General features: G+C 64.4%; 22 protein-coding genes and 1 tRNA gene. 6 read left to right on the plus strand and 17 right to left on the minus strand.

Annotation, left to right across the window (positions count from 1 at the left end; translation table 11 throughout):
- Positions 1–22: 22 nt before the first annotated feature.
- Positions 23–841, minus strand: a complete 819-nt coding sequence (locus D002_RS0112140) for a hypothetical protein (protein WP_018142198.1) — start codon at positions 839–841, stop codon at positions 23–25.
- Complete coding sequence (locus D002_RS0112145) at positions 831–1,394, minus strand: RNA polymerase sigma factor (protein ID WP_018142199.1); 564 nt, start codon at positions 1,392–1,394, stop codon at positions 831–833. The genes D002_RS0112140 and D002_RS0112145 overlap by 11 nt, the downstream gene beginning before the upstream one ends.
- Before the next feature lie 142 nt (positions 1,395–1,536).
- Between D002_RS0112145 and D002_RS0112150 the strand changes: the two genes are divergently transcribed.
- The 3 genes from D002_RS0112150 to D002_RS0112160 are packed head-to-tail and all read left to right on the plus strand — an operon-like array spanning position 1,537 to position 4,485.
- Positions 1,537–1,989 carry a hypothetical protein gene (locus D002_RS0112150; RefSeq protein ID WP_018142200.1) on the plus strand — a complete coding sequence of 151 codons (453 nt, stop codon included), beginning with the start codon at positions 1,537–1,539 and terminating at the stop codon, positions 1,987–1,989.
- A gap of 39 nt (positions 1,990–2,028) precedes the next feature.
- A complete protein-coding gene (locus D002_RS0112155) occupies positions 2,029–3,468 on the plus strand; it encodes a glutamate-cysteine ligase family protein (protein WP_018142201.1) in 1,440 nt (479 codons plus the stop codon).
- A 6-nt stretch (positions 3,469–3,474) separates the two neighbouring features.
- On the plus strand, positions 3,475–4,485 hold the full coding sequence (locus tag D002_RS0112160; RefSeq protein WP_018142202.1) for a M14 family metallopeptidase: 1,011 nt from the start codon (positions 3,475–3,477) through the stop codon (positions 4,483–4,485).
- Positions 4,486–4,525: 40 nt separating this feature from the next.
- Here D002_RS0112160 and D002_RS0112165 read toward each other — a convergent pair whose 3' ends face one another.
- From D002_RS0112165 to D002_RS0112190, 6 genes are all read right to left on the minus strand, one after another.
- The gene (locus D002_RS0112165) at positions 4,526–6,775 is read right to left on the minus strand and encodes a hypothetical protein (RefSeq protein ID WP_018142203.1); all 2,250 of its coding nucleotides are present in this window, start codon (positions 6,773–6,775) and stop codon (positions 4,526–4,528) included.
- A 202-nt stretch (positions 6,776–6,977) separates the two neighbouring features.
- Positions 6,978–7,187, minus strand: coding sequence for a hypothetical protein (locus tag D002_RS0112170; RefSeq protein WP_018142204.1), 210 nt, complete (start codon positions 7,185–7,187; stop codon positions 6,978–6,980).
- A 134-nt stretch (positions 7,188–7,321) separates the two neighbouring features.
- Positions 7,322–7,996, minus strand: a complete 675-nt coding sequence (locus D002_RS0112175) for a M15 family metallopeptidase (RefSeq protein WP_369772101.1) — start codon at positions 7,994–7,996, stop codon at positions 7,322–7,324.
- Between the two features lie 133 nt (positions 7,997–8,129).
- Positions 8,130–8,206: transfer RNA gene (locus D002_RS0112180), tRNA-Met, on the minus strand.
- Positions 8,207–8,264: 58 nt separating this feature from the next.
- Complete coding sequence (locus D002_RS0112185; protein WP_018142206.1) at positions 8,265–8,570, minus strand: ferredoxin; 306 nt, start codon at positions 8,568–8,570, stop codon at positions 8,265–8,267.
- A gap of 82 nt (positions 8,571–8,652) precedes the next feature.
- On the minus strand, positions 8,653–9,390 hold the full coding sequence (locus tag D002_RS0112190; RefSeq protein WP_018142207.1) for a YdiY family protein: 738 nt from the start codon (positions 9,388–9,390) through the stop codon (positions 8,653–8,655).
- Between the two features lie 103 nt (positions 9,391–9,493).
- Here D002_RS0112190 and D002_RS0112195 point away from each other — a divergent pair, with 103 nt between their 5' ends.
- Both D002_RS0112195 and coq7 read left to right on the plus strand, forming a co-directional pair.
- The gene (locus D002_RS0112195) at positions 9,494–10,672 is read left to right on the plus strand and encodes a (Fe-S)-binding protein (protein WP_231362946.1); all 1,179 of its coding nucleotides are present in this window, start codon (positions 9,494–9,496) and stop codon (positions 10,670–10,672) included.
- A gap of 64 nt (positions 10,673–10,736) precedes the next feature.
- Positions 10,737–11,378, plus strand: a complete 642-nt coding sequence (gene coq7, locus D002_RS0112200; RefSeq protein ID WP_018142209.1) for a 2-polyprenyl-3-methyl-6-methoxy-1,4-benzoquinone monooxygenase — start codon at positions 10,737–10,739, stop codon at positions 11,376–11,378.
- 62 nt (positions 11,379–11,440) lie between these two features.
- Here coq7 and speD read toward each other — a convergent pair whose 3' ends face one another.
- Both speD and D002_RS0112210 read right to left on the minus strand, forming a co-directional pair.
- A complete protein-coding gene (gene speD, locus D002_RS0112205) occupies positions 11,441–12,250 on the minus strand; it encodes an adenosylmethionine decarboxylase (RefSeq protein ID WP_018142210.1) in 810 nt (269 codons plus the stop codon).
- 75 nt (positions 12,251–12,325) lie between these two features.
- Entirely contained in the window at positions 12,326–12,754 is a 429-nt protein-coding gene (locus D002_RS0112210) for an OsmC family protein (RefSeq protein ID WP_018142211.1), read from the minus strand.
- Between the two features lie 192 nt (positions 12,755–12,946).
- On the opposite strand from D002_RS0112210, the gene crp reads away from it, so the two are divergent.
- Complete coding sequence (gene crp, locus D002_RS0112215; protein WP_018142212.1) at positions 12,947–13,594, plus strand: cAMP-activated global transcriptional regulator CRP; 648 nt, start codon at positions 12,947–12,949, stop codon at positions 13,592–13,594.
- Between the two features lie 86 nt (positions 13,595–13,680).
- On the opposite strand, the gene trpC is transcribed toward crp, so the two are convergent.
- The 7 genes from trpC to D002_RS0112250 form a co-directional block, all read right to left on the minus strand.
- Positions 13,681–14,496: an indole-3-glycerol phosphate synthase TrpC gene (gene trpC / locus D002_RS0112220; protein WP_018142213.1), complete on the minus strand. Its 816-nt coding sequence runs from the start codon at positions 14,494–14,496 to the stop codon at positions 13,681–13,683.
- A complete protein-coding gene (gene trpD, locus D002_RS0112225) occupies positions 14,493–15,527 on the minus strand; it encodes an anthranilate phosphoribosyltransferase (RefSeq protein ID WP_018142214.1) in 1,035 nt (344 codons plus the stop codon). Before trpD ends, trpC begins: the two co-directional genes overlap by 4 nt.
- Before the next feature lie 29 nt (positions 15,528–15,556).
- Entirely contained in the window at positions 15,557–16,777 is a 1,221-nt protein-coding gene (locus tag D002_RS0112230) for a multidrug effflux MFS transporter (RefSeq protein ID WP_018142215.1), read from the minus strand.
- A gap of 381 nt (positions 16,778–17,158) precedes the next feature.
- Positions 17,159–17,752 (minus strand): aminodeoxychorismate/anthranilate synthase component II, encoded by a 594-nt coding sequence (locus D002_RS0112235; protein WP_018142216.1) that lies wholly within the window; start codon positions 17,750–17,752, stop codon positions 17,159–17,161.
- A gap of 127 nt (positions 17,753–17,879) precedes the next feature.
- Positions 17,880–18,704, minus strand: coding sequence for a triacylglycerol lipase (locus D002_RS0112240; protein ID WP_018142217.1), 825 nt, complete (start codon positions 18,702–18,704; stop codon positions 17,880–17,882).
- A gap of 39 nt (positions 18,705–18,743) precedes the next feature.
- On the minus strand, positions 18,744–20,231 hold the full coding sequence (trpE, locus tag D002_RS0112245; RefSeq protein ID WP_018142218.1) for an anthranilate synthase component I: 1,488 nt from the start codon (positions 20,229–20,231) through the stop codon (positions 18,744–18,746).
- An 88-nt stretch (positions 20,232–20,319) separates the two neighbouring features.
- Positions 20,320–21,003, minus strand: a complete 684-nt coding sequence (locus D002_RS0112250; protein ID WP_018142219.1) for a phosphoglycolate phosphatase — start codon at positions 21,001–21,003, stop codon at positions 20,320–20,322.
- Positions 21,004–21,024 lie beyond the last annotated feature (21 nt).

Raw genomic sequence — 21,024 nt, forward strand, 5'->3', positions numbered from 1 at the left:
CGGAATTCCCGGCGCGCCCGGATCAGACCTTGATGTAGATCCAGCCCTCGGCCTGACGGCGGGCCGCCTCGGCGACGCCGGAATCGATCAGCTCGGCCTGCGGCAGGATGTCGACCGTCTTGCCCTCCTCGCGCGCCAGACGGTTAAGGGTCTGGGCACAGGCGGTGAACCGCAGCGTGGGATACGCCTCCGCCATGCTGGCCACCCGTTCCGGGTAGGGCGCGCTGTCGGCGCGCAGCAGATTCATTGCATTGTTGTGCACCACGACCTGCACGTTCAAGTCGCGCCCGACCGTCGCCGCCTCTCGGTACATGCTCTCGATATCATCCAGGAGCTCTGCCATCGCACGGGTGTCGCCCTCATTGATGTGCAGCAAAATCTGGTCGGTCTCGGTGGCCGAAAACACCTGCTGCGGGGCCGCGGCGCCACCCGCCGTATCCCGACTGGCAGCGACCTGCGCCAGGGCGCCGGCATCCTGCCCATTCGCGGCCGAATGCTGGCCACTGAAGAACCCGGCATCGCGGGTGATCTCGTACCCGCCCAGCGAACCCACGACCAGTGCCAGGACGCCGGCGGCGACGGACGGGAACCAGGCCGAACGGCCCCCGCGCGAGAGACGGCAGCGACCGGTGCTGGCGCGCCCGGCCGGGACGTCCTCGTAGGCCATATTGACCAGCTCCTTGAGCTGGTGCATGTCACAGACTTCCCGGCTCAGGTGCTCACTGGAGGAAATCGTCTTCAGGGTGTGCAGGCGGTCCTCGGGGGAGAATTCACCATCCACGAAGGCGTTGAGAATCTCCTCGCTAGGCCGGTTCTTTGCACTCAGTCGTTCATTCGACATGCCGATTCCTCACTACCTTGAGATAGGGTGTATCGGCCGCTTTCCCCGTGTCGGCCTGCTGCTCCAGCAGCACCTTTTTCAACTGTGCCCGAGCCCGGCTCAGGCGACTCATCACCGTGCCGATGGGTACATCCAGCACCTCCGAGACCTCGGAATAGGCAAAGCCTTCCAGGTCCACCAGCGCGACCACCTGCCGGTGATCGGTACTCAGTTCGGCCATCGCCCGGTGGACATCCGCGATCATGCGGTTGCGTTCAGTTTGCTGCTCCGGGCAGTCCTCGCAGGGCAGCTCCATGCTGTCCACATCCACCGTGTCCTTCTGCCGCCGCCCCCAGTCCCGGTAGCAGTTGGTCATAATCCGAAACACCCAGGCCTTCAGGGCGTTCTCGTCTTGCAACGACTTCAGCCGGGTCAGGGCCTTCATCATTGCCTCCTGCACCAGATCGTCCGCCAGCGCCGCGTCATGACACCACGCAAATGCCATGCGATACATCTGGGGCCGCAGGTCGCACACCTTCTGACGCAGCCTGCGCTGCGCGAACCAGGTCGCCATGTTGTTGCTTCCTCCATCCGCAGGCCGTACGTGCGGCCTTGCTTGTTCTTGTACCCTGTAGGACGCTACCGGGCGGCGGGCTATTCCGGTCCGGTCGTTCATATGAGTCGCTCACCCTCGACTCCTGCGCTCAGGATACCCAATGCCATTCGATCCGCAAAAACTCGAGCGCTCGTTCGCCTTTGACCCCGCGACCGTCGCGGACCTGCGCGAACGCTGGGCACGCCTGATCACCGATGCCGTCTGGGGCGACCTCAAGACCGGCACCATCGGAGCCGTTCCGCGCCTGCGCAAGCGCCTGCTGGAGCTGGGCGAGAACCTACGCTCCATGCTGTCGGACCGCGCCTGGATCCCGCATGAGCGCGAGCGCGTCAAGGGCGCGATGGCCACCAGCCTCAACCTGCGCGACAGTCTGCAGCAGACCGACCGGGCCGCCAAGCTGCTGAACGGCGGGGCCGATTTTGAGGCCTTCGAGACCGACTACCTCGCGTTCCGCAAGGGCCTTCTGACCTTCATCGAACAGCACGAACAGATCTGGGGCGATTTACTCGAGAGCCTGTACGACGAAGCACCCGACGACCGGGACGAGGATTAGTGGTGGTCCTGCCATGAATATAACGAGGAACCACTAGCCTTGGGTCAGGAGATCCGCGAGGAGCATTTTGGGGCGCAAGACTTCGAGCGCTTTCGCCGTGTCCTCGCCGACGAAACCGCCTGGCTGTTGGACTGGCTAAAGACTGCGCCCCCCTTGGAAACACCCCCACCGCCCCGTCTAGGCTTTGAGATCGAGGCCTGGCTGTGCAATACGCACGGGCGCCCGCTCCCGGTGAACGACGCCTTTCTCGAAGCGATGGACAGCCCGCTGGCCACCCCGGAGCTGGCACAGTTCAACATCGAGCTGAACAGCAGCGTGTTTCATACCGGGCACGGCTGTTTCGGTGCCATTCTCGACGAATTGAACGAGACCCTGCGCCAGGCGCGCCGCGCCGCTCGGCATGCCGGCGCCGAACTGCTCATGGCCGGCAGCCTGCCCACCCTGGAGCCCGGCGATCTGGGCCTCCACCACATGTCGCACCAGGCCCGCTACCGGGCCCTGAACAGCGCCATTCTGGAGCAGCGCGCCCAGCGTCCGCTGGAGGTCGATATTGTCGGCCACGAACACCTCCAGCACCGCCACGCGGACGTGATGCTGGAGGCCGCCGCCACCTCGTTCCAGATACATATCGAGACACGCCCGGCGATCGCCCACCGCACCTACAACGCCACCATGGTCGCGACTGCGCCGGTACTGGCCGCTGCGGGCAACACGCCTTATATCTTCGGCCACGACCTGTGGGCCGAGAGCCGCATCCCGCTTTTCGAGCAGTCTGTGGAGGTCGGCGGATTCGCCAACTCGGCACGCGGACCGATCCGCCGCGTCACCTTCGGAACCGGTTACCTGCACGACTCCATCGGCGAGCTGTTCACCGAAAACCTCGAACACTTCCCGGTGCTGCTCCCTGTGGACCTGGACGAAACACCCGACCGGCTGGCGCACCTTGCCTTCCACAACGGCACGATCTGGCGCTGGAACCGCCCCATTGTCGGCTGCGACGCCGATGGCCGGCATAGCCTGCGGCTCGAGTTTCGCTGCCTTCCGGCCGGACCGTCGCTGATCGACATGCTGGCCAATACGGCCTTTGCGCTGGGGCTTATCGAGTACCTGGTGGCCGAATCGCCCGATGGCACACTGGAGACCCCGTTTTCCGAGGCACGCGACAACTTCTACAATGCGGCGCGCCACGGTCTCGATGCACGTCTGCGCTGGGGACACCGGGATCCAATGCCTGCACCCCGCCTGATTACCCGCGAACTGCTACCCCGGGCCGCCGAGGGGCTGGAACGCCTGGGCATCGATGCCAGTGAACGCAATACCCTGCTCGGCATCATCGCCGCACGGGTCGCCAGCGGCCAGACCGGCGCCCAATGGCAACGCGCCTGGGTCGCGCGACATGGACGCGACTGGCCAGGCCTGGTCCGGGCCTACCGTGGCTGGCAGAACACCGGTGCAGCCGTTCACACTTGGGGACTCTAATTACTTGTGACCACGATAACCGAATACTTTGAACTGCCCGACGGCTTCCTCGAGGCTACGCCCACCACTTTGCACCAGTGCGTACCCGGCCCGGCACTGATCCACCTGGAAGGCCAGCGCGAGCCGGCCGTGGCCGTGGTCCTGTTGTTGCACGGCAACGAGCCGGTGGGCCTGCACGCCGTCCAGCAGCTCCTGCGTCAGTACACCGGGCGGCCGCTACCTCGGGCGCTCACCCTGATCGTGGGCAACCCGCAGGCCGCGGCGCTCAATCAGCGGCACCTGGACCATCAGCCCGACTTCAACCGCATCTGGCCGGGGACCGAGCAGGGCGGCTCGCCCGAGGCCGACCTCTTTGCCGAACTCTGCCGACGTCTGGAGGGGCGCGGCCTGTTCGCCGCGATCGACCTGCACAACAACACCGGGCGCAATCCGCATTACGCCTGCATCAACCGTCTGGATGCACCATTCCTGCACCTGGCCGCGCTGTTCGGACGTACGGTGGTGTACTTCACCCGACCCCGCGGGGTCGCCTCCATGGCGCTGGCGCGCCTCGGGCCGTCCGTCACGCTGGAATGCGGCCATCCTGAGGACGCGGCCGGCGTGGATCACGCCCGTGAGATGATTGATGCCGTGCTGCACTTGGACCATTTCGCCGAAGAGCCGCCCCGGAAAGGCGCCATCGAGATCTTCCACACGGTGGCCCAGGTTCGGGTTCGGGCGGGACTACAGGCGGGACTGGATGCGCAGCACCACGTGCGCCTGGAGCCCGACCTGGATGGCCTGAACTTCCAGTTACTGCCTGCCGGCTCGCGCCTGGTCAACGTCCACGCAGACGCCCGGGATCCGCTGATCGCGATCGCAGAGGACGGCTCCGAGGTCACCGACGAGTATCTGGAACGTACTGGCCAGGAGATCCGACTCAAGCGCCAGGCCATGCCGTCCATGCTCACGCTGGATACCCGCGTGATCGCCCAGGACTGCCTGTGCTACCTGATGGAGCCACTGACACTGCCCTGACCCGATACACCACCGCGGGCGTCTCGGCCAGGGCGCCCGCCTACTTCTTGCTGCTGGTGCGGCGCTTCGGCGCGGATGTGGCTGTCTTGCCGGAGTCGTTCAGGCTGATGATCTGCGTCTTGCTGGTGCGATGACGGTAGATCTCGCGCAGATAGCGGATCGCCTGCTTCACGTTCTCGCGACTCAGGCGGATGTCGTTGATCGAGACAAAGCTCTTCTCGTTGCTGCACATCTCGCGATACTTCTTCTCGTACATCGGCTTGATCGCGTACCAATTGGTATCGAGGATGCGCGTCGGGTTTTCGTGCTCGTTGAGCATCTCGTCGATGCGGGCCTCGTCGAACTCTTCGGCCCGTATCAGCTCCAGCACCGCGTGATCCAGCGTGTCGTCAAAGCGCGTCTTGTCATTGGCGAAGCAGCGCTTGATGTAGGCGACAAACAGGGTCAGGAAGTCGTCCGACAGGCAGGGGCTCTTCACCACCAGAGTGGTCAACGAGAGGTTGGCCGAGGCACCGATCACCAGGGCGTAGCGCTTGAGCGTGGTATTCGGGAACAGGCCGTTCAGGTGCGACTTCAGCCGATTCAGGTCCATGTAGGACAGCTTGTAGTCCTTCGGTAGCGACAGGATCGTGACGATGGACGAGCAATTCTTGAAGAAATGCAGATCGCGCAGGTGCGTCGCGTCCATGTCCGATTCCTTGTACCCCTTCAGCGCCTCGCGATAACGCGGGGCATCGATCGGCAGCAGGCTGATCCCCTCGATGGCCTCGGTCTGCTTGTTGAAGTGGGGCAGGTCGATGGAACGGAAGAACAGGTCGTCGATATCCAGCGCAGTGCTCTTGGATGCCGCGTCCTCGCTGGTTGCCACCTCCGATTCCGCGTAGGCAACCGCAACCGGGCCGGCCAGGCTCATGAACAGGTCGTTGGCATCCAGGCGAATGGTTTCTCCGATATCCACCCCGGCACGCCGGAAATAGTCCTCGTCGTAGTCGGTGGTCACCGCCTGCGCGGTCAGGATGTTGAAGATCTGCTGGGAGATGTACTGGTTGGCATAGCGCTCCATCGCGTTCACGTCGACGTGACGGATGTTGCCGTCGTCGGTCTCCTCCGCGTAGCGCATGATGTCGTTGGAGATCAGCATCATCGCGTTCCACGGACGGATGCGATGCATCATGTCCTCGTCACGCGTCTCCTCGGCCTCGAAGTTGTAGGAGAAGTCCCATTCCTCCGCCAGGTACTTGCACAGCAGACGCCCCGCGTTGATGTGCAGCGCCTCGGACATCTCGACCCGGTTGTCCTGGATGTTCGGCAGGATGCAGATCCCCGCCGCGAAGATCGGCTCGAACACGAACGAGTGATCACGGTTGGCGGCTTCGCGCTTCTCCAGCTTGGGATCGAAGGTCTTGCGCATGTAGGAATACTGCTGCGCCAGCCCGAATTCGGAGGCCATGCCGGAGCCGGTGCCACCCCCTGCACTGAAGATGTAAAAGTACAGCCGCGACTGGTTCGCCTTGATCCCGCAGGAATCGATCAGATAGGAATGGATGAACTTCCAGTCCTCGTTGGCGAACTGGTCGGTGTCCTTGTTCAGGATGATGCGCGCCAGGTACTGGCCCAGGATGGGGGCATTACCCGCGCCGCCCGCATGCACCTCGGACAGGTCCATGATCTTCATCTTGTTGTAGTTGTCGATGAAGTTGTTCTGCCCCGCCCGGTTGGAGAAGCGAATGCGACCCTCGATGTCCTTGTCCAGATCGCCCAGCATCACCATCGGCTCGATCAGGAAGACCGGCTTCACCGCATTGGCCGGCGGCAGGTTCAGGCTCTTGCGGATCCAGCGCAGGGGGCGTCCTTCCTTTTCGCGCCCGCCCGCCTCTTCGTTATCCAACTCGCGCAGGTAATTGGAGCGTGCACTGTGCACGAGCGCAGCCACATCCAACGCGATGTTCGACCCGCAGCGGCCCACGCCAATCAGACACACCGACGGGAAGAATTGCTGCTTGTGCTCCTCCGACTGGCTGCCCTTGGTCAGGCGCGGGAATACCGAATTGCGCAGGTGATCAAGGTTCTCCAGGATGCGGTCGAGATCGCGCTCGGTGAAGTAGTGCGGTTCGCCACCCCGCTCGAGCTTGCCCTCCAGGACATTCGACCGGGCCGCGTTGCGCGGCTGCGTCGCGCGCGCGGCCCTTGATGGAGTGGGGCTCAGCGTCTCGATCTCCCCGCCCTCGGGCACCTCCGGCTCAGCCCGCACCTCGTGGTCCATGTTTTCGTTAGAATTGTTTGTCGGCATGGTCAACGACTCCTGCAGTCCGAGCGGGCGGATAAGGACCAAAAAATGTGATGTAATTCCGTTCGTGCCCCGCACTTAAGCACGCGGGGGGGCACGTTTCAACCACGGGAAACACATCTAATGGTGCGAGGGGCGCCCATTCCGCCGGGAAGGGGCGGTCACACAAGGGCCAGCCGGGCGGCCAGCCGGGCAGAAGGGGGCGTCAGCCGTCGCGTTCGACGCGTTCCAACACCTGGGCAATATGGTCGCCCTTGCGGTAGTTCGGGAGGTCGCGTTGCATGTCGGCCAGGGCTTCTTCGCGCGCGGCCTCGGTGTCGTACCAGCGATAGGATTCCCAGTCGGGACCCAGCAGGTGCGGCATGGCCATGGTGCTGCCTTCTGGCAGACGGATGCGGATTCCGTATCGTTTCATGGGACTCGTCCGAGATTGTTCGGGGGTGGCCCGCGTTGCGACACACAACGCTGGCCGGCGCGCAGTCTAGCCGAGGGTCTCGCAGGCGGCAATATGACACGCTCGGGTGCAATGTGTGACTAGAAAGACATGGATCAATCTACGCGCTCGCGGTCGACCAAAAAATCGAAGTAGGTTTCAGGGAACGGCTCAGCAGCCAGGGTGAAATGCCACCACTCCTGATCGTAAGGTTCGAAGCCGGCCTCCACCATCAGGCGCTGCAGCAGCATGCGATTGGCGCGTGGCTGGGGCGCAACATCGGCGCGAGGCCACGAGGTCGGACTGAATCGATCGAAGCCCGTCCCCATATCCAGCTCTTCACCGGATTCGGCGTCGATCAGCGTCAGATCCACCGTCGACCCCCGGGAATGACTGGAGCGTTCAGCAATATAGCCCTGCTCGAACAAATCCTCCTTGGCGACATCCGGGTAGTACCGATCCTGCATCCGAGTGTCTTCGAGGTCCTCGGCCCAGCGCACGAAGTGCGCGACCGCCCGCTGCGGCCGGTAGCAGTCGAAGACCTTGAGACCCAGCCCAAACCCGGCCAGGCGCTCCTGCACCTGAGCCAGCGCCTTCGCCGCCGAGTGGGTCAGAATACAGGCGGGCGCCTGATAACCATCAATCGGCTCCCCCACGAAGTTCTCTTCGCCAAAATAACGGATCTCCTCGACCAGCCCAGGCACAACATCCGCGGCGTCCACAAAACCCGCCGGCCGGGACTGCCCATCCGCCGCAACCGGCACCGCCAACAGCCACGCCAGGCTCAGCATCGATACAACGATCATGCGCATCTCGCCACTCCCCGCTCGTCAGAGGGATCAGCATACGCATCGCCAACCACGAAACCGAGAGCGGGGGAAACGAAAAAGGGCTGCCGGAAGGCAGCCCTTTTAAAGGAATCGGTGGTGGCTACGCCCTGATTCGAACAGGGGACCCCATCATTATGAGTGATGTGCTCTAACCAGCTGAGCTACGTAGCCACGCGGGCTGCGAATTCTCTGGAACCCGCCGCTCAAAGTCAAGTGAACGCGGCATGCGTCAGATCTGCAAGCGCTCGACGATACGCCCGTTTTTCAGGTGTTCTTCCAGGATCTCGTCGATATCGCGCTCGTCATGGTAGGTGTACCAGACGCCTTCGGGGTAAACGACCGCCACCGGGCCCTCATTGCAGCGGTCGAGACAGCCGGCGGTGTTCACCCGCACCTGACCCTTGCCGTGGATACCCATGGCCTTCGCCTGATTCTTGGCGTAGGCGCGCATCTCGGTCGCCCCGTGATCCTCGCAGCAATTGCCGTCCTCCCGGCAATTGGTGCAGAAAAAGATATGGCGCTGGTAGTACCCCATCGGATTCTCCGGTGATCGATCCGGCTCATGATAACGCTGCCGCCCACGAAACGGTGGGCGACCACGCCCGCTGTCCACGCGATCAGCGGAAGCGGTAGACGAGGCTGACGTCCGTGATGGTGTCCGTGTTTTCCACACCAGGCTCGACGTCGGTGTTGTGCTTCACGGTGAAGCTGGTGCGCAGGCCCAACCGACTCGAGATGTCCGCGGTCAGGGCAAGGATGTTCTCGATCTCGGTATTGTCGCTACCGGTCAGGATCAGCAGCTCATCGGTCAGCCGAGCGTTGTCGCTGATATCCCAGCGAAAGTTTCCGGCCAGTCGACCAACCGGCTCGCTCTCGGTCTCCCCGGTCGTGCGGATGCGCACCTGGCGCATACCGGCACCGATCTCGCCGTCCAGCCGCACCCGCTCGCCGTCGATGAGCCGGCGACCGTAACCCGTCGTAGCCGAGGCCTGGTAGTCGTAGTTGCTGAAGCGATCTCTCTCGTAGCGCAGGGCCCCGAACAGATAATCGTGTTCGCCCAGCTTGCGGTCCGCCTGATAGCCGGCGATGTAACGTTGCCCGGTAGTCTCATCGTCTTCTTCGTGAAAGTACCCATCCAGACGAATGCGATTGCGCCAGTCGATCGTGGTGTGCTCGGCGCGGAAGCGCGCAGTGGCATTGGTCGACTCGGTATTGCCGGTCGTCTTCGAGGCCCCTAGTTCAATGGTCGATTGCCAGCCTTCAGCCTCCCAGGCCAGCCCTTGCGAGGCTGGTATGCTCAACAGGATGAGCGAGACAAACGCGGGGCCAACAGGTCGGAACGAACGCACGAGCATGGGAAACCTCACAGAAGAGAATAGAGGCGAAACCCTAGCAAAGCCGTTGGGAGCATCGGACCAGCCCTTGAGATTCAGGGGACTTTCTGCGGCGGACCAGTGTGTGCACTGTGGACTGTGCCTGCCGCATTGCCCCACGTACGGCTGGCATCAGGTGGAGGGCGACTCGCCGCGCGGGCGACTAACCCTGATGCAAGGCCTGGCCCAGGGTCGACTGGAACCCGAATCCGAAAGCCTGCGCAGCCACCTGGAAGGCTGTCTGGGTTGTCGATCCTGCGAGGCCGTGTGTCCGGCACGCGTGCCTTTCGGAGCCCTGATGGACCGCGCCCGCGAGATCCTGGACGAACACCCGGCCAGGCCTTCACGCGCCCGCCGCTGGCGCCAGACACTCCAGCACCAGGCCCTGCAACACCCAACCCTGCGCCGTCTCGGGGGGCTGGCGGCCCGCAGCGGCGCGTACCTGCATATGGACCGGCTGCTCCCCGCAGGCGACTGGCGACGCAGTCTTGCCCACACCCGGGACTCGCTGACCAAAACGCCCCGGCTTCGCGCGACCGCGGACATCGAAACCGCCGACGCCCTGCTATTCACCGGCTGCATGGATCGCTTCTTCACCGGACCCGATTTGGAGGCCGCGCTGGAGCTGTTGGCCGCTCTGGGCGTTCGTGTCGCCATCCCGAAGGCCCAGGTCTGCTGCGGCGCGCTCGACCAGCACGTCGGCCACGGTGTTGCTGCACAAACCCTGCGCGCGAAAAACATCGAAGCCTTCCCCGGCAACCTGCCTGTCATTGCGCTGGACAGCGGCTGCGAGGCCACGCTACGCGAATACCCGGACGGAACCCTGGCGGCCCGCAGCATGAGCCTCACCCGGTTTCTAGCCCAGCAGCTGAAAGCACACAACGGCGCGTCGCCATGGGACGACGCACCCACGCGAGTGGCCCTTCATCTACCCTGCACCCAGCGCAACGTGACCCGGGAGGCCCAGGCGTTGACCGCGCTACTGAGCGCGCTTCCCGGGATTACGCTGACCTCAGTGAATGACGCCCCGAACTGTTGCGGGGCGGGCGGCACCGCAATGCTGACCCAGCCAAGCATGGCCGATGGCCTCGGGCACCAAACCCTGGAAGCGCTAACCGGGGATCACCCGGATGTGATCGTCAGCCCCAATGTCGGCTGCAGCGTACACCTGCGCGCACTGGCGGCCGACAGGAGCACCGCACCGCCGATCCGGTCGCCCGCTCGGTTCCTGGCCGGGCGTCTGAAAACCCGCGCGGAGCACTGATCCCAGCACCCGCTTGCGGTACCCTTATGGAATCCGCCAAGACGCTTCCAACCGGTACGAAACCATGCGCCACCTCTCCCCGCTGGATCATCTGATCAACCAGGCCGATGCGTTCGTGAAGGTCGTCTCCGGGCAAGCCCGCTCGACTGGCCGGCCATCACCTGGCGGGGACAATATAGGTCCGCATCTGGACGATCACGAGCGCGACCTGTCGACCCGGCTAATGCGCGTGAACCATGCCGGCGAGATCGCGGCCCAGGGCCTTTATCAGGGTCAGATGCTGACCGCGCGCAACCCCGAGATCCGCGAGCACCTGGACCAGGCCTCGCGTGAGGAAGGCGACCACCTGCACTGGTGTGCGCGGCGGGTGCACGACCTGGGAGGCCGCACCAGCCTGCTGGGGCCGTTCTGGTATATGGGTTCGTTCGGGATGGGCGCGCTGGCCGGCCTGACCGGCGACGCCTACAGCCTGGGCTTTATCGACGAGACCGAACGTCAGGTGGAACGCCATCTGGATCGCCACCTGGAACGCCTGCCGGCCCAGGACGAGGTCTCCACACGCATCCTGGCGCAGATGAAGCAGGACGAAGTGGAGCACGGTGCGCACGCCATGGCGCTGGGTGGCAAGGCGCCGCCCTGGCCGGTGCGCAATATCCTGATGCCACTGACCTCCAGCGTGATGACACGCACAGCCTACTGGATCTGACCCGAGCGCGGAGGCGCCCCGTGGACAACCTATTGAGAGATCACGCCTAAGGCGGCAGGTATCTAGCCCGGTCGATTCATGTTCTTGCCGTAAAAGATCTCCATCATCTCGTGCTTGAGCAGTTTGGAGATGCGCTTGGCCTCCTTGGCCGAATAGTCGTCCTTGCCCAGGCCGAACAGATACGTGTCCATGTCGAAGTCCTTTAGCACCATCTTGGTGTGAAACAGGTACTCCTGGTACACGTTGACATCCACCATCTGGTACTTCTCCTGGGTGTCGCGCGACAGGAAGTCCTGGATGGAATTAATCTTGTGATCGATGAAATGCTTCTTGCCGCGCACGTCGCGCGTAAAACCACGCACGCGATAATCCATGATCACGATGTCCGACTCGAAGCTGTGGATCAGGTAGTTCAAGGCCCGTAGCGGCGAAATCCGCCCGCAGGTGGACACATCAATGTCCGCACGGAAGGTTGCGATGCCACCCTCAGGGTGCGCCTCGGGATAGGTGTGCACCGTGATGTGGCTCTTGTCCAGGTGGCCGACCACGGTCTCCGGCAGAGGGCCCGGGCCCTCGGTGTAGCCGATCTTCTCGGTGGCCACCGGCTCCTCCGAGATCAGCATGGTCACCGACGCACCCTGCGGATCGTAGTCCTGGCGCGAGATGTCGAGGATATTCGCCCCGATCAGGTGCGCCACATCGGACAGGATCTGAGTCAGACGCTGGGCGTTGTACGCCTCGTCGATGTAGGCGATGTATTCGTCGCGATGCCGGTCACCCGAGGCATAGCAGATATCGTAAATATTGAAGCTCAGGCTCTTGGTCAGGTTGTTGAAACCGTGGAGCTTGATTTGCTTCTTGTGACGAGGCATGGCGTGTCCTCTTGCCCGGGCCGCAGCGAGCGGCGAATTGTAGACGCCTCGGCCTCCGAGTCCAAGAAAAGAACCTCAGCGCGGCGCCGGGCCCTCAATAATCTCGAAGTCGTGGGTCACCTTCGCCGAGGCGCCCAACATCAGCGAGGCCGAGCAATACTTCTCCGCGGACAGGCCCACCGCACGCCCGACCTGCTTTTCCGACAACTCGTGGCCGTACACCCGAAAGTGCACATGAATATCCGTGAACACCTTCGGCACGGTCTCCGCCCGCGTCCCCTCCACACTCACCTCGCAGTCCAGCACCTGCTGACGCGCCTTCTTCAGCATCGCAATCACATCGAAGCTGGTACAACCGCCCATCCCCAGCAACAACATCTCCATCGGGCGCGCGCCCAGGTTACGCCCACCAGCGTCCGGCGCACCGTCCATTACCACCGCATGGCCGCTGTCGGTCTCACCGACAAACGCCACCTGGTCTAGCCATTTCACTTTCACCTGCATCGGTTTTTTCCTGTTGGATGGAAGGATCCGTGCCTATACTTCAAAGTGGACTCTACTCAGGGCGGACCTGCTGCACAAAATCAGAGGCCTGTTGCCGGATTTTGTGAACCGCTGCAGGCACCCCCGGGTACTGGGTTCAAACGCTGCTTTACACTGATGCACATTCTCAGGAAGCTCATATCGGACGTGACCATGGAAGCCTTGAACAACCCGTTCGTCTACCGCCCCGCCCAGCCCTCACCCGCGCTGGAGCGTTTCCTTGGCTACTGCCATCGGCGTCAGTACCGCAAGCGCACCACGATTATTCACTCAGGCACCGTGCCCGACACGCTGTACTACGTGGTGAGCGGTTCGGTGTCGGTGCTGGGCGAAAATAACGGCCACGAGCTGGTCCTCGCCTACCTGAACAAGGGCGAGTTCTTCGGCGAGCTGGGCATGTTCGAGGACGACCCGCGCAGCGCGACCGTCACCACCCGCGAAGACACCGAAACTGCGGAGATCCCGTACACCCAGTTCCGCGAGATCGCTCAGCGCGACCCCGAGATCCTGATGCTGCTGACCAGCCAGATCGCCACCCGTCTGCGCCAGACCTCGCGCAAGGTGATGGACCTCGCGTTCGTGGATGTCACCGGGCGGATCGCCCATACCCTGCTGGACCTGGCGCGCCAGCCCGACGCCATGACCCACCCGGATGGCATGCAACTGCGCATCACCCGCCAGGAGATCGCGCGCATCGTCGGCTGCTCGCGGGAAATGGCCGGGCGGGTACTGAAAGACCTGGAAGAACGCGGTCTGATCACCGCTCACGGCAAGACCATCGTGGTATTCGGCACCCGCTGACGCGGCATCGACCCCAGACCCCGAAGGTCCCGCACCCCGGGCCTTTCCTTTCGGCCCAGCATGTCAGCGTCCTTGGGTACTAGACGCTACGATTCGCCGCGGAACAGCTGACCGAGGGCCACGCCCGGGTCCTCGGTGCGCATAAAGGCCTCACCGACCAGAAAGGCATTCACCCCGGCGGACTGCATGCGCGCGACATCGTCACGGGTGTGGATGCCGCTCTCGGTCACCAGCAAGGCCTCCTCCGGCACCTGACCCTTCAACTCCAACGTCGTCTCAAGCCGTGTCTCGAAACTGTGCAGGTCGCGGTTGTTGATGCCGATCAGGTCGGCATTGATCCGCTTCGCCCGCTCCAGCTCCTCGGCATCGTGGACCTCCACCAGCGCATCCATACCGAGCTCATGGGCCAGGAAATACAGCTCGTGCAGCGCGGTGTCATCCAGGGCGGCCGCGATCAAAAGCACGCAATCCGCCCCCAGCACTCGCGCCTCGTAGACCTGGTACAGGTCGATCACGAAGTCCTTGCGCAGGATCGGCAACTGGCAGGCCACACGCGCATCCCGCAGATCGCCGTCACGCCCCTTGAAAAAATCCACATCGGTCAGCACCGAGAGGCAGGTCGCCCCGTGCTGCTCGTAGCTTCGAGCGAAGGCCTCGGGGTTGAAATTCGGGCTGATCTGCCCCTGACTCGGACTGGCCTTCTTGATCTCCGCGATCACCGCCGCGCGACCCGCGTCAACGTCGTTCTTCAGGGCCGCACGGAACCCGCGAGGCTCCGGGGCCGACCCCATCCAGCCACGCAGCTCGCGCAACGGCCAGTACGCCTCACGCTCTTTCAGTTCTTCACGCTTGCGTTCCAGAATCCGCTTCAGGATGTCGGGGACTGCGGTGCCTTCATTCATACGGCTTCCTTGTTTGCCAATCGTGTGCTGGTTGCCTGCAGGCGCTCCAGCCGTTCGCGCGCCGCGCCGGAATCGATCGCTCTGGCGGCAGCCTCGACGCCTGCCGCCAGCGTATCCGCCCCGCCACCGGCATAGATCGCCGCCCCGGCATTCAGCAGAACGATGTCGCGGGCGGCTCCCGTCTGCCCATCCAGTACGCCGCGCAGCATGCTGGCCGAGGCCTCCACGCTGTCGACCCGAACCGTATCCAGCGCCCGAGTCACCAGCCCGAAGTCTTCCGGGCGGATGGTGTACTCGTGGATTTCGCCATTCTTCAGCTCCGCCACCCGGGTCGGCGACGCAATGCTGATCTCGTCAAGGCCATCCTCGGCATGCACCACCAGCACATGCTCGCTACCGAGCCCCTTCAGGGCCTCGGCCAGTGGCCGCACCCAGGCATCGGAGAATACGCCCAGCACCTGGTTCGGGGCCCCGGCCGGATTGGTCAAAGGACCCAACACATTGAACAGGGTGCGCACTCCGAGTTCCTTGCGCGGCCCAATCGCATGCTTCATCGCGCCATGGTGAGCAGGAGCGAACAAGAAGCCCACACCGACCTCGTCGATGCAGGTCCCCACGGCAGCGGGCGACAGGGCCAGGGAGATCCCGAGAGACTCCAGCACATCGGCGCTGCCGGACTTCGACGACACCGAGCGATTCCCATGTTTGGCAACACGCACCCCCCCCGCAGCCGCGACCAGCGCCGAGGCCGTGGAGATATTGAACGTACCGGAGGCATCACCGCCGGTCCCGCAGGTATCCACCAGTCCGTCACGCGAAACTTCGACCCGAGTCGCCAGCGAGCGCATCACGCCGGCGGCGGCGCGGATCTCGTCGATGGTCTCGCCCTTCATGCGTAGCGCGACCAGGAGTGCGCCGATCTGGGCGTCAGTGGCTTCGCCGGTCATCACCGCCTGCATCACGGCGGTCATGGCCGCCTCGTCCAGGTCGTGGCGCTCAATCAGGGCCGCTATCGCTTGCTGCACGGTCACAGGGCTACTCCTGCCGGGGGTCGGGAGCGCTAGTGTAACGCCCGTTTCGGGCCGACACGACCGCTGGCGGCGGCAACCCACCACCCGACCAGCGCCAGGACCCAAATGCACAGGGCCGCGAGCACCAGATGCCCCATGGCATCATCCAGCCAGTCCACCAGAAACAGCGCGAGCAAGGCGCTGAAGCCGAGCTGGATAAAAGACTGCATCGCGGCCGCCATCCCGCGGGCGGCGGGGTAGCAATCCAGCGCCATCAAGGTCAACGAAGGCATCGCCAGGGCCAGGGCAAAGCTATACAGCGCAAAAGGCAACGTGATCGCCACGATCGGGCCCTCGGCCAGCACGGCCAGCCCCACCAGCACGAGCGACAGTCCGGACAGGCCAAGTCCGATGACCACCGCCCGTGGCGGGCTGACCACCCCGACGACACGACCAGCCACAAAGCCCCCCACGACCAGACCGACGACGAGAGGCCCGAACAGCCACCAAAAATCACGTTCACCACCGCCCAGGTGCACGTAGATGATGCTTGGAGACGCCGCAACGAACAGGAACATGGCCCCGAACAGGGCCGCGTGCACCCCCACCGGGATCAAAAACGCGGCGTTATCCAGCGTGCCGAGGTAACGCTGGATCACCAGACGCGGGTGACTGGAGACACGCCCGACCGGTGGCAGGGTTTCCGGCAGCCAGGCACGCACGGCCAGCAAAAGAAAGACACCGTAGAGCATCAGGAAGGCAAACACCGAGCGCCAGCCATAGGCCGCCTGCAGCCAGCCACCCAGGATCGGGGCCACCGCCGGACCGATCGCGAACATCATGGTGACGAGGGAAAACACCCGCCGGGCATCGGAAGGGTCGAAGCGATCACGGATGAGTGCCCGCCCGACGACGACACCGGCCGCCGCCGCCAGCCCCTGCCCCACGCGCAACGTCAGAACCTGCCAGTACTCCACGGCCACCACCAGCAGTGCCGAGGTCAGCACATAGGCGAGCAACGCCCACAGCACCACCGGGCGCCGGCCATAGGCATCCGACAGCGGACCCGCGACCAGTGTGGCGATCGCGAACGCCACCAGATAGGCCGACAACGTTGCCTGCATGGCCACACCATCCACGGCCAGGGCCTCGGCCATCGCCGGAAACGAGGGCAGATAGGTATCCAGGGAAAACGGCGCCAGCATGGACAGCGGCGCGACTAGCAGAGCGAAATGCAATCGCGTGCGGCGTTCGACGGCGGAACCCTTCACGCCTCCCCTCCGCGCCTCAGAGCAGCACGCGGACCGCGTGGACGAAGTGCGTTGCGTAGCTGGGTCTGGAGCGCCCCTAGGGAAACACGGATCAATGTGCACGCTCGCGCTCGAGTCGCTTTTGCGAGCGAACAAGGCGCGGTGACTGCCGTGCAGTCACTCTGCACAAGGGAGCCGCAACGCTGTGCGCGCGCCCGTTTCTGATAACAACGGGCGGCCGAGCCCCTTCGTTTACTAGATTGCGGGGTTGGTACCTCAGGTTCCCCGATCCGGCGTTGCGTCGCTTGCGGGTAGAACCACTACCCGCCGCACGACGCGCCTTGTCTCGGGAAACCTGGGGTACCAACGCGAGCGTGTACATTGATCCGTGTTTCCCTAGGTTCACACCGGCTGGGACAGGCGCCGCAGGAAGTTATCGAGGAGTTCGTGACCCTGGCGGGTCAGGATGGACTCTGGATGGAACTGCACGCCCTCTACCTCCAGCTCGCGATGGCGCAGACCCATGATCTCGTCCCGAGAACCATCCTCGCGTTGAGTCCAGGCAGTCACCTCCAGGCAGTCGGGCAGCGAGGAGGACTCGACCACCAGCGAGTGGTAGCGCGTGGCCTCCAGCGGGTTCTCGAGCCCGGCAAACACCCCCACCCCGGTGTGATGCACCGGCGAGGTCTTGCCATGCATGATCTCGCGGGCACGCACCACACGGCCACCAAACACCTGGCCGATCGCCTGATGCCCCAGGCAGACGCCCAGGATCGGGATCGCGCCGGCAAAGCGCCGGATCACCTCCAGTGACACCCCCGCCTCGTTCGGTGTGCAAGGGCCGGGAGAGATCACGATGCCCGCGGGGTCGAGCTCCGCGATCTGGTCCGGGGTGATCTGGTCATTGCGGTGCACCACCACGTCCGCGCCCAGCTCGCCCAGATACTGGACCAGGTTGAAGGTGAACGAATCGTAGTTGTCGAGCATCAGGATCATGGCTGGCGCCCCTGGGGACAGAAACAAACGGAAAAACCATCGCGGACTCCGCGCCTGGACACCAGCATAACCCGGGCCCGGGCCGGTCGCGGCGTAACCGCGTTCACGCAGCCGAAACCGCGTGTCTTCATCGCGGCAGCAACAGCGCCGCCAGCAAGGTACCGTCAGCCGCCTCTAGCCGGTGCCCACCTGGGCTCGGCAAGGTGTGCGCTCGTCCGCGCAGGGCCGGCAGGCGATTCATGTCCTGACTGGCGGCGTCTACCCACGGGTCCGCGAGCCGTACCACCGACACATAGCGGATCGGAGGGTGCTCTCGAGTGTTCAGCCACTCGAGATAGGCGGCATCCGGGGAGGCACGATCCGGGCCCCACAGCCCATCGCGGCGATGCAAGCCTTGCAGGCCGGCAAATGGGGCGTAAAGCCCGAGCGCCGAATCGGCCAGGGCATCCGCCACCGAGCGTGCCAGCGCCGACCAGCCGGCACCCGCATGCGGCGCGGAAAAGGTCACCAGTGTGGAGACCGCCGGGTGCGGGCGCCGCACCAGCCAGTCGCGGGCCACCACGCCACCGGTGGAATGCCCGACCAGGATCAGCTCCCGGTCCGGATGTCGGCGCACCAGGCGTTCGACCATCTGTCCCAACGCGCGACTCTGCTCCGGAAGAGCGGCACTACTGGGCAAGTCAACGGTGTAGAACTGGCGCGGCGCCGGGTCCACAGCACGGTCGAACCAGGGCGCCTCGGGCACCACCCGAATCCGACCGCCATCGGCGTAGCCGGCGGCATTCAGGGCCGCGGTGAAGCCGGCATGCCGGAAACTATCGCCACGATCCCAGCCGCCCGGCACCAGCACCACAACCTGGGCCGCCACCAGCCCTGGCAATAGCCATAGCCCGAGCACCAGCAGCAAGAGACGCCAAAGGCCCGCACAGCGGACGGGAAACCACGGAGTCATGCCTACGTTCTCCCGGGTACCCATAGGCTTGCCCGCGCCCTATTCGCGGTGGCGGCGAGGCCCGAGCCCGCCCAACGCGGTCTCGGCCGCCCGCACGACCGCACGGCCCTTGTTCAGGGTCTCCTGCCACTCGTTCTCCGGCACCGAGTCGTGGACCACGCCGGCCCCGGCCTGGATGTGCAGCTCGCCGTCGTGCAGCACGGCCGTGCGGATCGCGATCGCGGTATCCATGTTGCCGGACCAGGAGAGATACCCCACCGCACCGGAATACGGGCCGCGCTTGACCGGTTCCAGCTCGTCGATGATCTCCAGGGCCCGGATTTTCGGGGCGCCGGAGACCGTCCCGGCCGGGAAGGTCGCGCGCAGTACGTCCATCGGCGAATGACCCGGGGCTAGCCGGCCCTCCACGTTGGAGACGATGTGCATCACATGCGAGTAGCGCTCGATACTCATGGTGTCGGTCACCTCCACCGAGCCGATCTCGCAGACCCGGCCCACGTCGTTGCGACCGAGATCGATCAGCATCAGGTGTTCCGCACGTTCTTTCGGGTCGGCCAGCAATTCGACCTCCAGCGCACGATCCTCCTCCTCGGTGCGGCCACGCGGGCGAGTCCCGGCAATGGGCCGCACGGTCACGCGGTCATCCTCCAGGCGCACCAGGATCTCCGGTGAGGCCCCGACCACGTGATGGTCATCCAGATCCAGGAAGTACATGTACGGCGATGGATTCAATGCCCGCAGGGCACGGTAGAGGTTCAGCGGCGGAGCGGAGAACGGCACACTCATGCGCTGGGCCAGCACCACCTGCATCACGTCCCCGTCCATGATGTATTCCTGCGCCCGCGCGACCGCCGCCCGGAAGCCCTCGGCCGACCAGCCGGCCACGTACTCTGGCACCGCGTGCGGATGCGGCGGGTCCTCCGGCGGCACGAGCGGCTCGCCCAGGCGGGTCTCCAGATCATCCAGACGAGCAGCGGCCACGGCCTGGCCATCGGCCTGCGTAGTATCCGCATGCACCACCAGATACAGCCGCCCGGAGAGGTTGTCGTACACCACCACCTCCTCCGAGACCATCAACAGGATATCGGGCAGACCCAGCGCGTCCGGCTTCTCCGGGCCCTCCAGGCGCGGTTCGATCAGACGTACGGTCTCGAAACCGAAGTAGCCGACCAGACCACCGGTAAACCGCGGCAACCCAGGCAATTCGGCGGCCTTGAAGCGCGCCTGATAGGCCTCGATCCAGGCCAGCGGATCGGTCTCGGTGGTCTGCTCCATCACCGTGCCGTCGGTCTCCACCGTGATCTCGTGGCCATGCACGCGCACCCGCGTGCGCGCCGGCAGACCAATGAAGGAGTACCGGCCCCAACGCTCCCCGCCCTGCACGGATTCGAACAGGTAGGAGTACGGCCGGTTGGCCAGCTTGAGGAAAATGGACAGCGGGGTCTCGAGATCCGCCAGGACCTCACGCACCAGTGGGATGCGGTTATAGCCCTCGCGGGCCAATTGATCGAACTGTTCGGGAGTCATCACAACGGTTCCTGACAATGGGGATGGATGGCACGGCGGTTCATTCGCCGTCTCGCCATCGCCCCATTGTCCGGCCCGTTGCCATCATTCAGGCCGCCCGCGCAGGCAGCAGACTGGGCAGTTCATCCAGCCGGTCGAGGACCGCATCCGGGTTCTCGTCGCGAATGTCATTGCCGTGGTTATAACCGTAGGTCATGCAGACGATCTGAAAGCCGGCCGCCCGGGCCGCCTTCACGTCGCTCTTGGAATCCCCGACCATCAGCGCCTCGGAAGGGTCCACCCCGAGCTTTTCGGCGGCATGCAGCAGCGGCGCCGGGTCCGGCTTTTTCTGCGGCAGGGCATCGCCGGCGACCACAATCTCGAAGTCGTCGAGGATGCCCTTCTCGCGCAGCAGCGGCACGGTGAAACGCTCGGCCTTATTGGTCACGCAACCCAGGCGGTAGCCTGCGGCCTTGAGCTGATCCAGCCCCTCGCGCACGCCTGGATAAAGCGGCGAACGCCCGGCCGTATTCTCCTGATAGATGCGCATGAACACCGGTAGTGCGCGCTCGAACCACTCCGCGTCCGGTTCACCGTCGAGTTCGTTGATCAGGGCCCGCTTGACCAGCCGTTCCACGCCATTGCCCACCCAATTGCGCACGGCCGGCTCGCCGCGCTCGGGCAGGCCCAGCTCGCGCATCATCGCATCCACGCTGTAGGCCAGGTCCGGCACGCTGTCGATCAGCGTGCCGTCCAAATCGATCAGAATCATGCGGGGGCGATTCAGGGACATCCCGGTCTCCGGAGGCGGTCG

The sequence above is a fragment of the Thioalkalivibrio sp. ALJ7 genome, from assembly GCF_000376865.1.
In the GTDB taxonomy this organism is placed as follows: Bacteria; Pseudomonadota; Gammaproteobacteria; order Ectothiorhodospirales; family Ectothiorhodospiraceae; genus Thioalkalivibrio.

Bases quoted from the DNA above. Each gene is read 5' to 3' on its own strand.
- D002_RS0112140 (WP_018142198.1), bottom strand. From the start codon at position 841: ATGTCGAATGAACGACTGAGTGCAAAGAACCGGCCTAGCGAGGAGATT.
- D002_RS0112145 (WP_018142199.1), bottom strand. From the start codon at position 1,394: ATGGCGACCTGGTTCGCGCAGCGCAGGCTGCGTCAGAAGGTGTGCGAC.
- D002_RS0112150 (WP_018142200.1), top strand. From the start codon at position 1,537: ATGCCATTCGATCCGCAAAAACTCGAGCGCTCGTTCGCCTTTGACCCC.
- D002_RS0112165 (WP_018142203.1), bottom strand. From the start codon at position 6,775: ATGCCGACAAACAATTCTAACGAAAACATGGACCACGAGGTGCGGGCT.
- D002_RS0112170 (WP_018142204.1), bottom strand. From the start codon at position 7,187: ATGAAACGATACGGAATCCGCATCCGTCTGCCAGAAGGCAGCACCATG.
- D002_RS0112175 (WP_369772101.1), bottom strand. From the start codon at position 7,996: ATGCTGAGCCTGGCGTGGCTGTTGGCGGTGCCGGTTGCGGCGGATGGG.
- D002_RS0112185 (WP_018142206.1), bottom strand. From the start codon at position 8,570: ATGGGGTACTACCAGCGCCATATCTTTTTCTGCACCAATTGCCGGGAG.
- D002_RS0112190 (WP_018142207.1), bottom strand. From the start codon at position 9,390: ATGCTCGTGCGTTCGTTCCGACCTGTTGGCCCCGCGTTTGTCTCGCTC.
- coq7 (WP_018142209.1), top strand. From the start codon at position 10,737: ATGCGCCACCTCTCCCCGCTGGATCATCTGATCAACCAGGCCGATGCG.
- speD (WP_018142210.1), bottom strand. From the start codon at position 12,250: ATGCCTCGTCACAAGAAGCAAATCAAGCTCCACGGTTTCAACAACCTG.
- D002_RS0112210 (WP_018142211.1), bottom strand. From the start codon at position 12,754: ATGCAGGTGAAAGTGAAATGGCTAGACCAGGTGGCGTTTGTCGGTGAG.
- crp (WP_018142212.1), top strand. From the start codon at position 12,947: ATGGAAGCCTTGAACAACCCGTTCGTCTACCGCCCCGCCCAGCCCTCA.
- trpC (WP_018142213.1), bottom strand. From the start codon at position 14,496: ATGAATGAAGGCACCGCAGTCCCCGACATCCTGAAGCGGATTCTGGAA.
- D002_RS0112235 (WP_018142216.1), bottom strand. From the start codon at position 17,752: ATGATCCTGATGCTCGACAACTACGATTCGTTCACCTTCAACCTGGTC.
- D002_RS0112240 (WP_018142217.1), bottom strand. From the start codon at position 18,704: ATGACTCCGTGGTTTCCCGTCCGCTGTGCGGGCCTTTGGCGTCTCTTG.
- trpE (WP_018142218.1), bottom strand. From the start codon at position 20,231: ATGACTCCCGAACAGTTCGATCAATTGGCCCGCGAGGGCTATAACCGC.
- D002_RS0112250 (WP_018142219.1), bottom strand. From the start codon at position 21,003: ATGTCCCTGAATCGCCCCCGCATGATTCTGATCGATTTGGACGGCACG.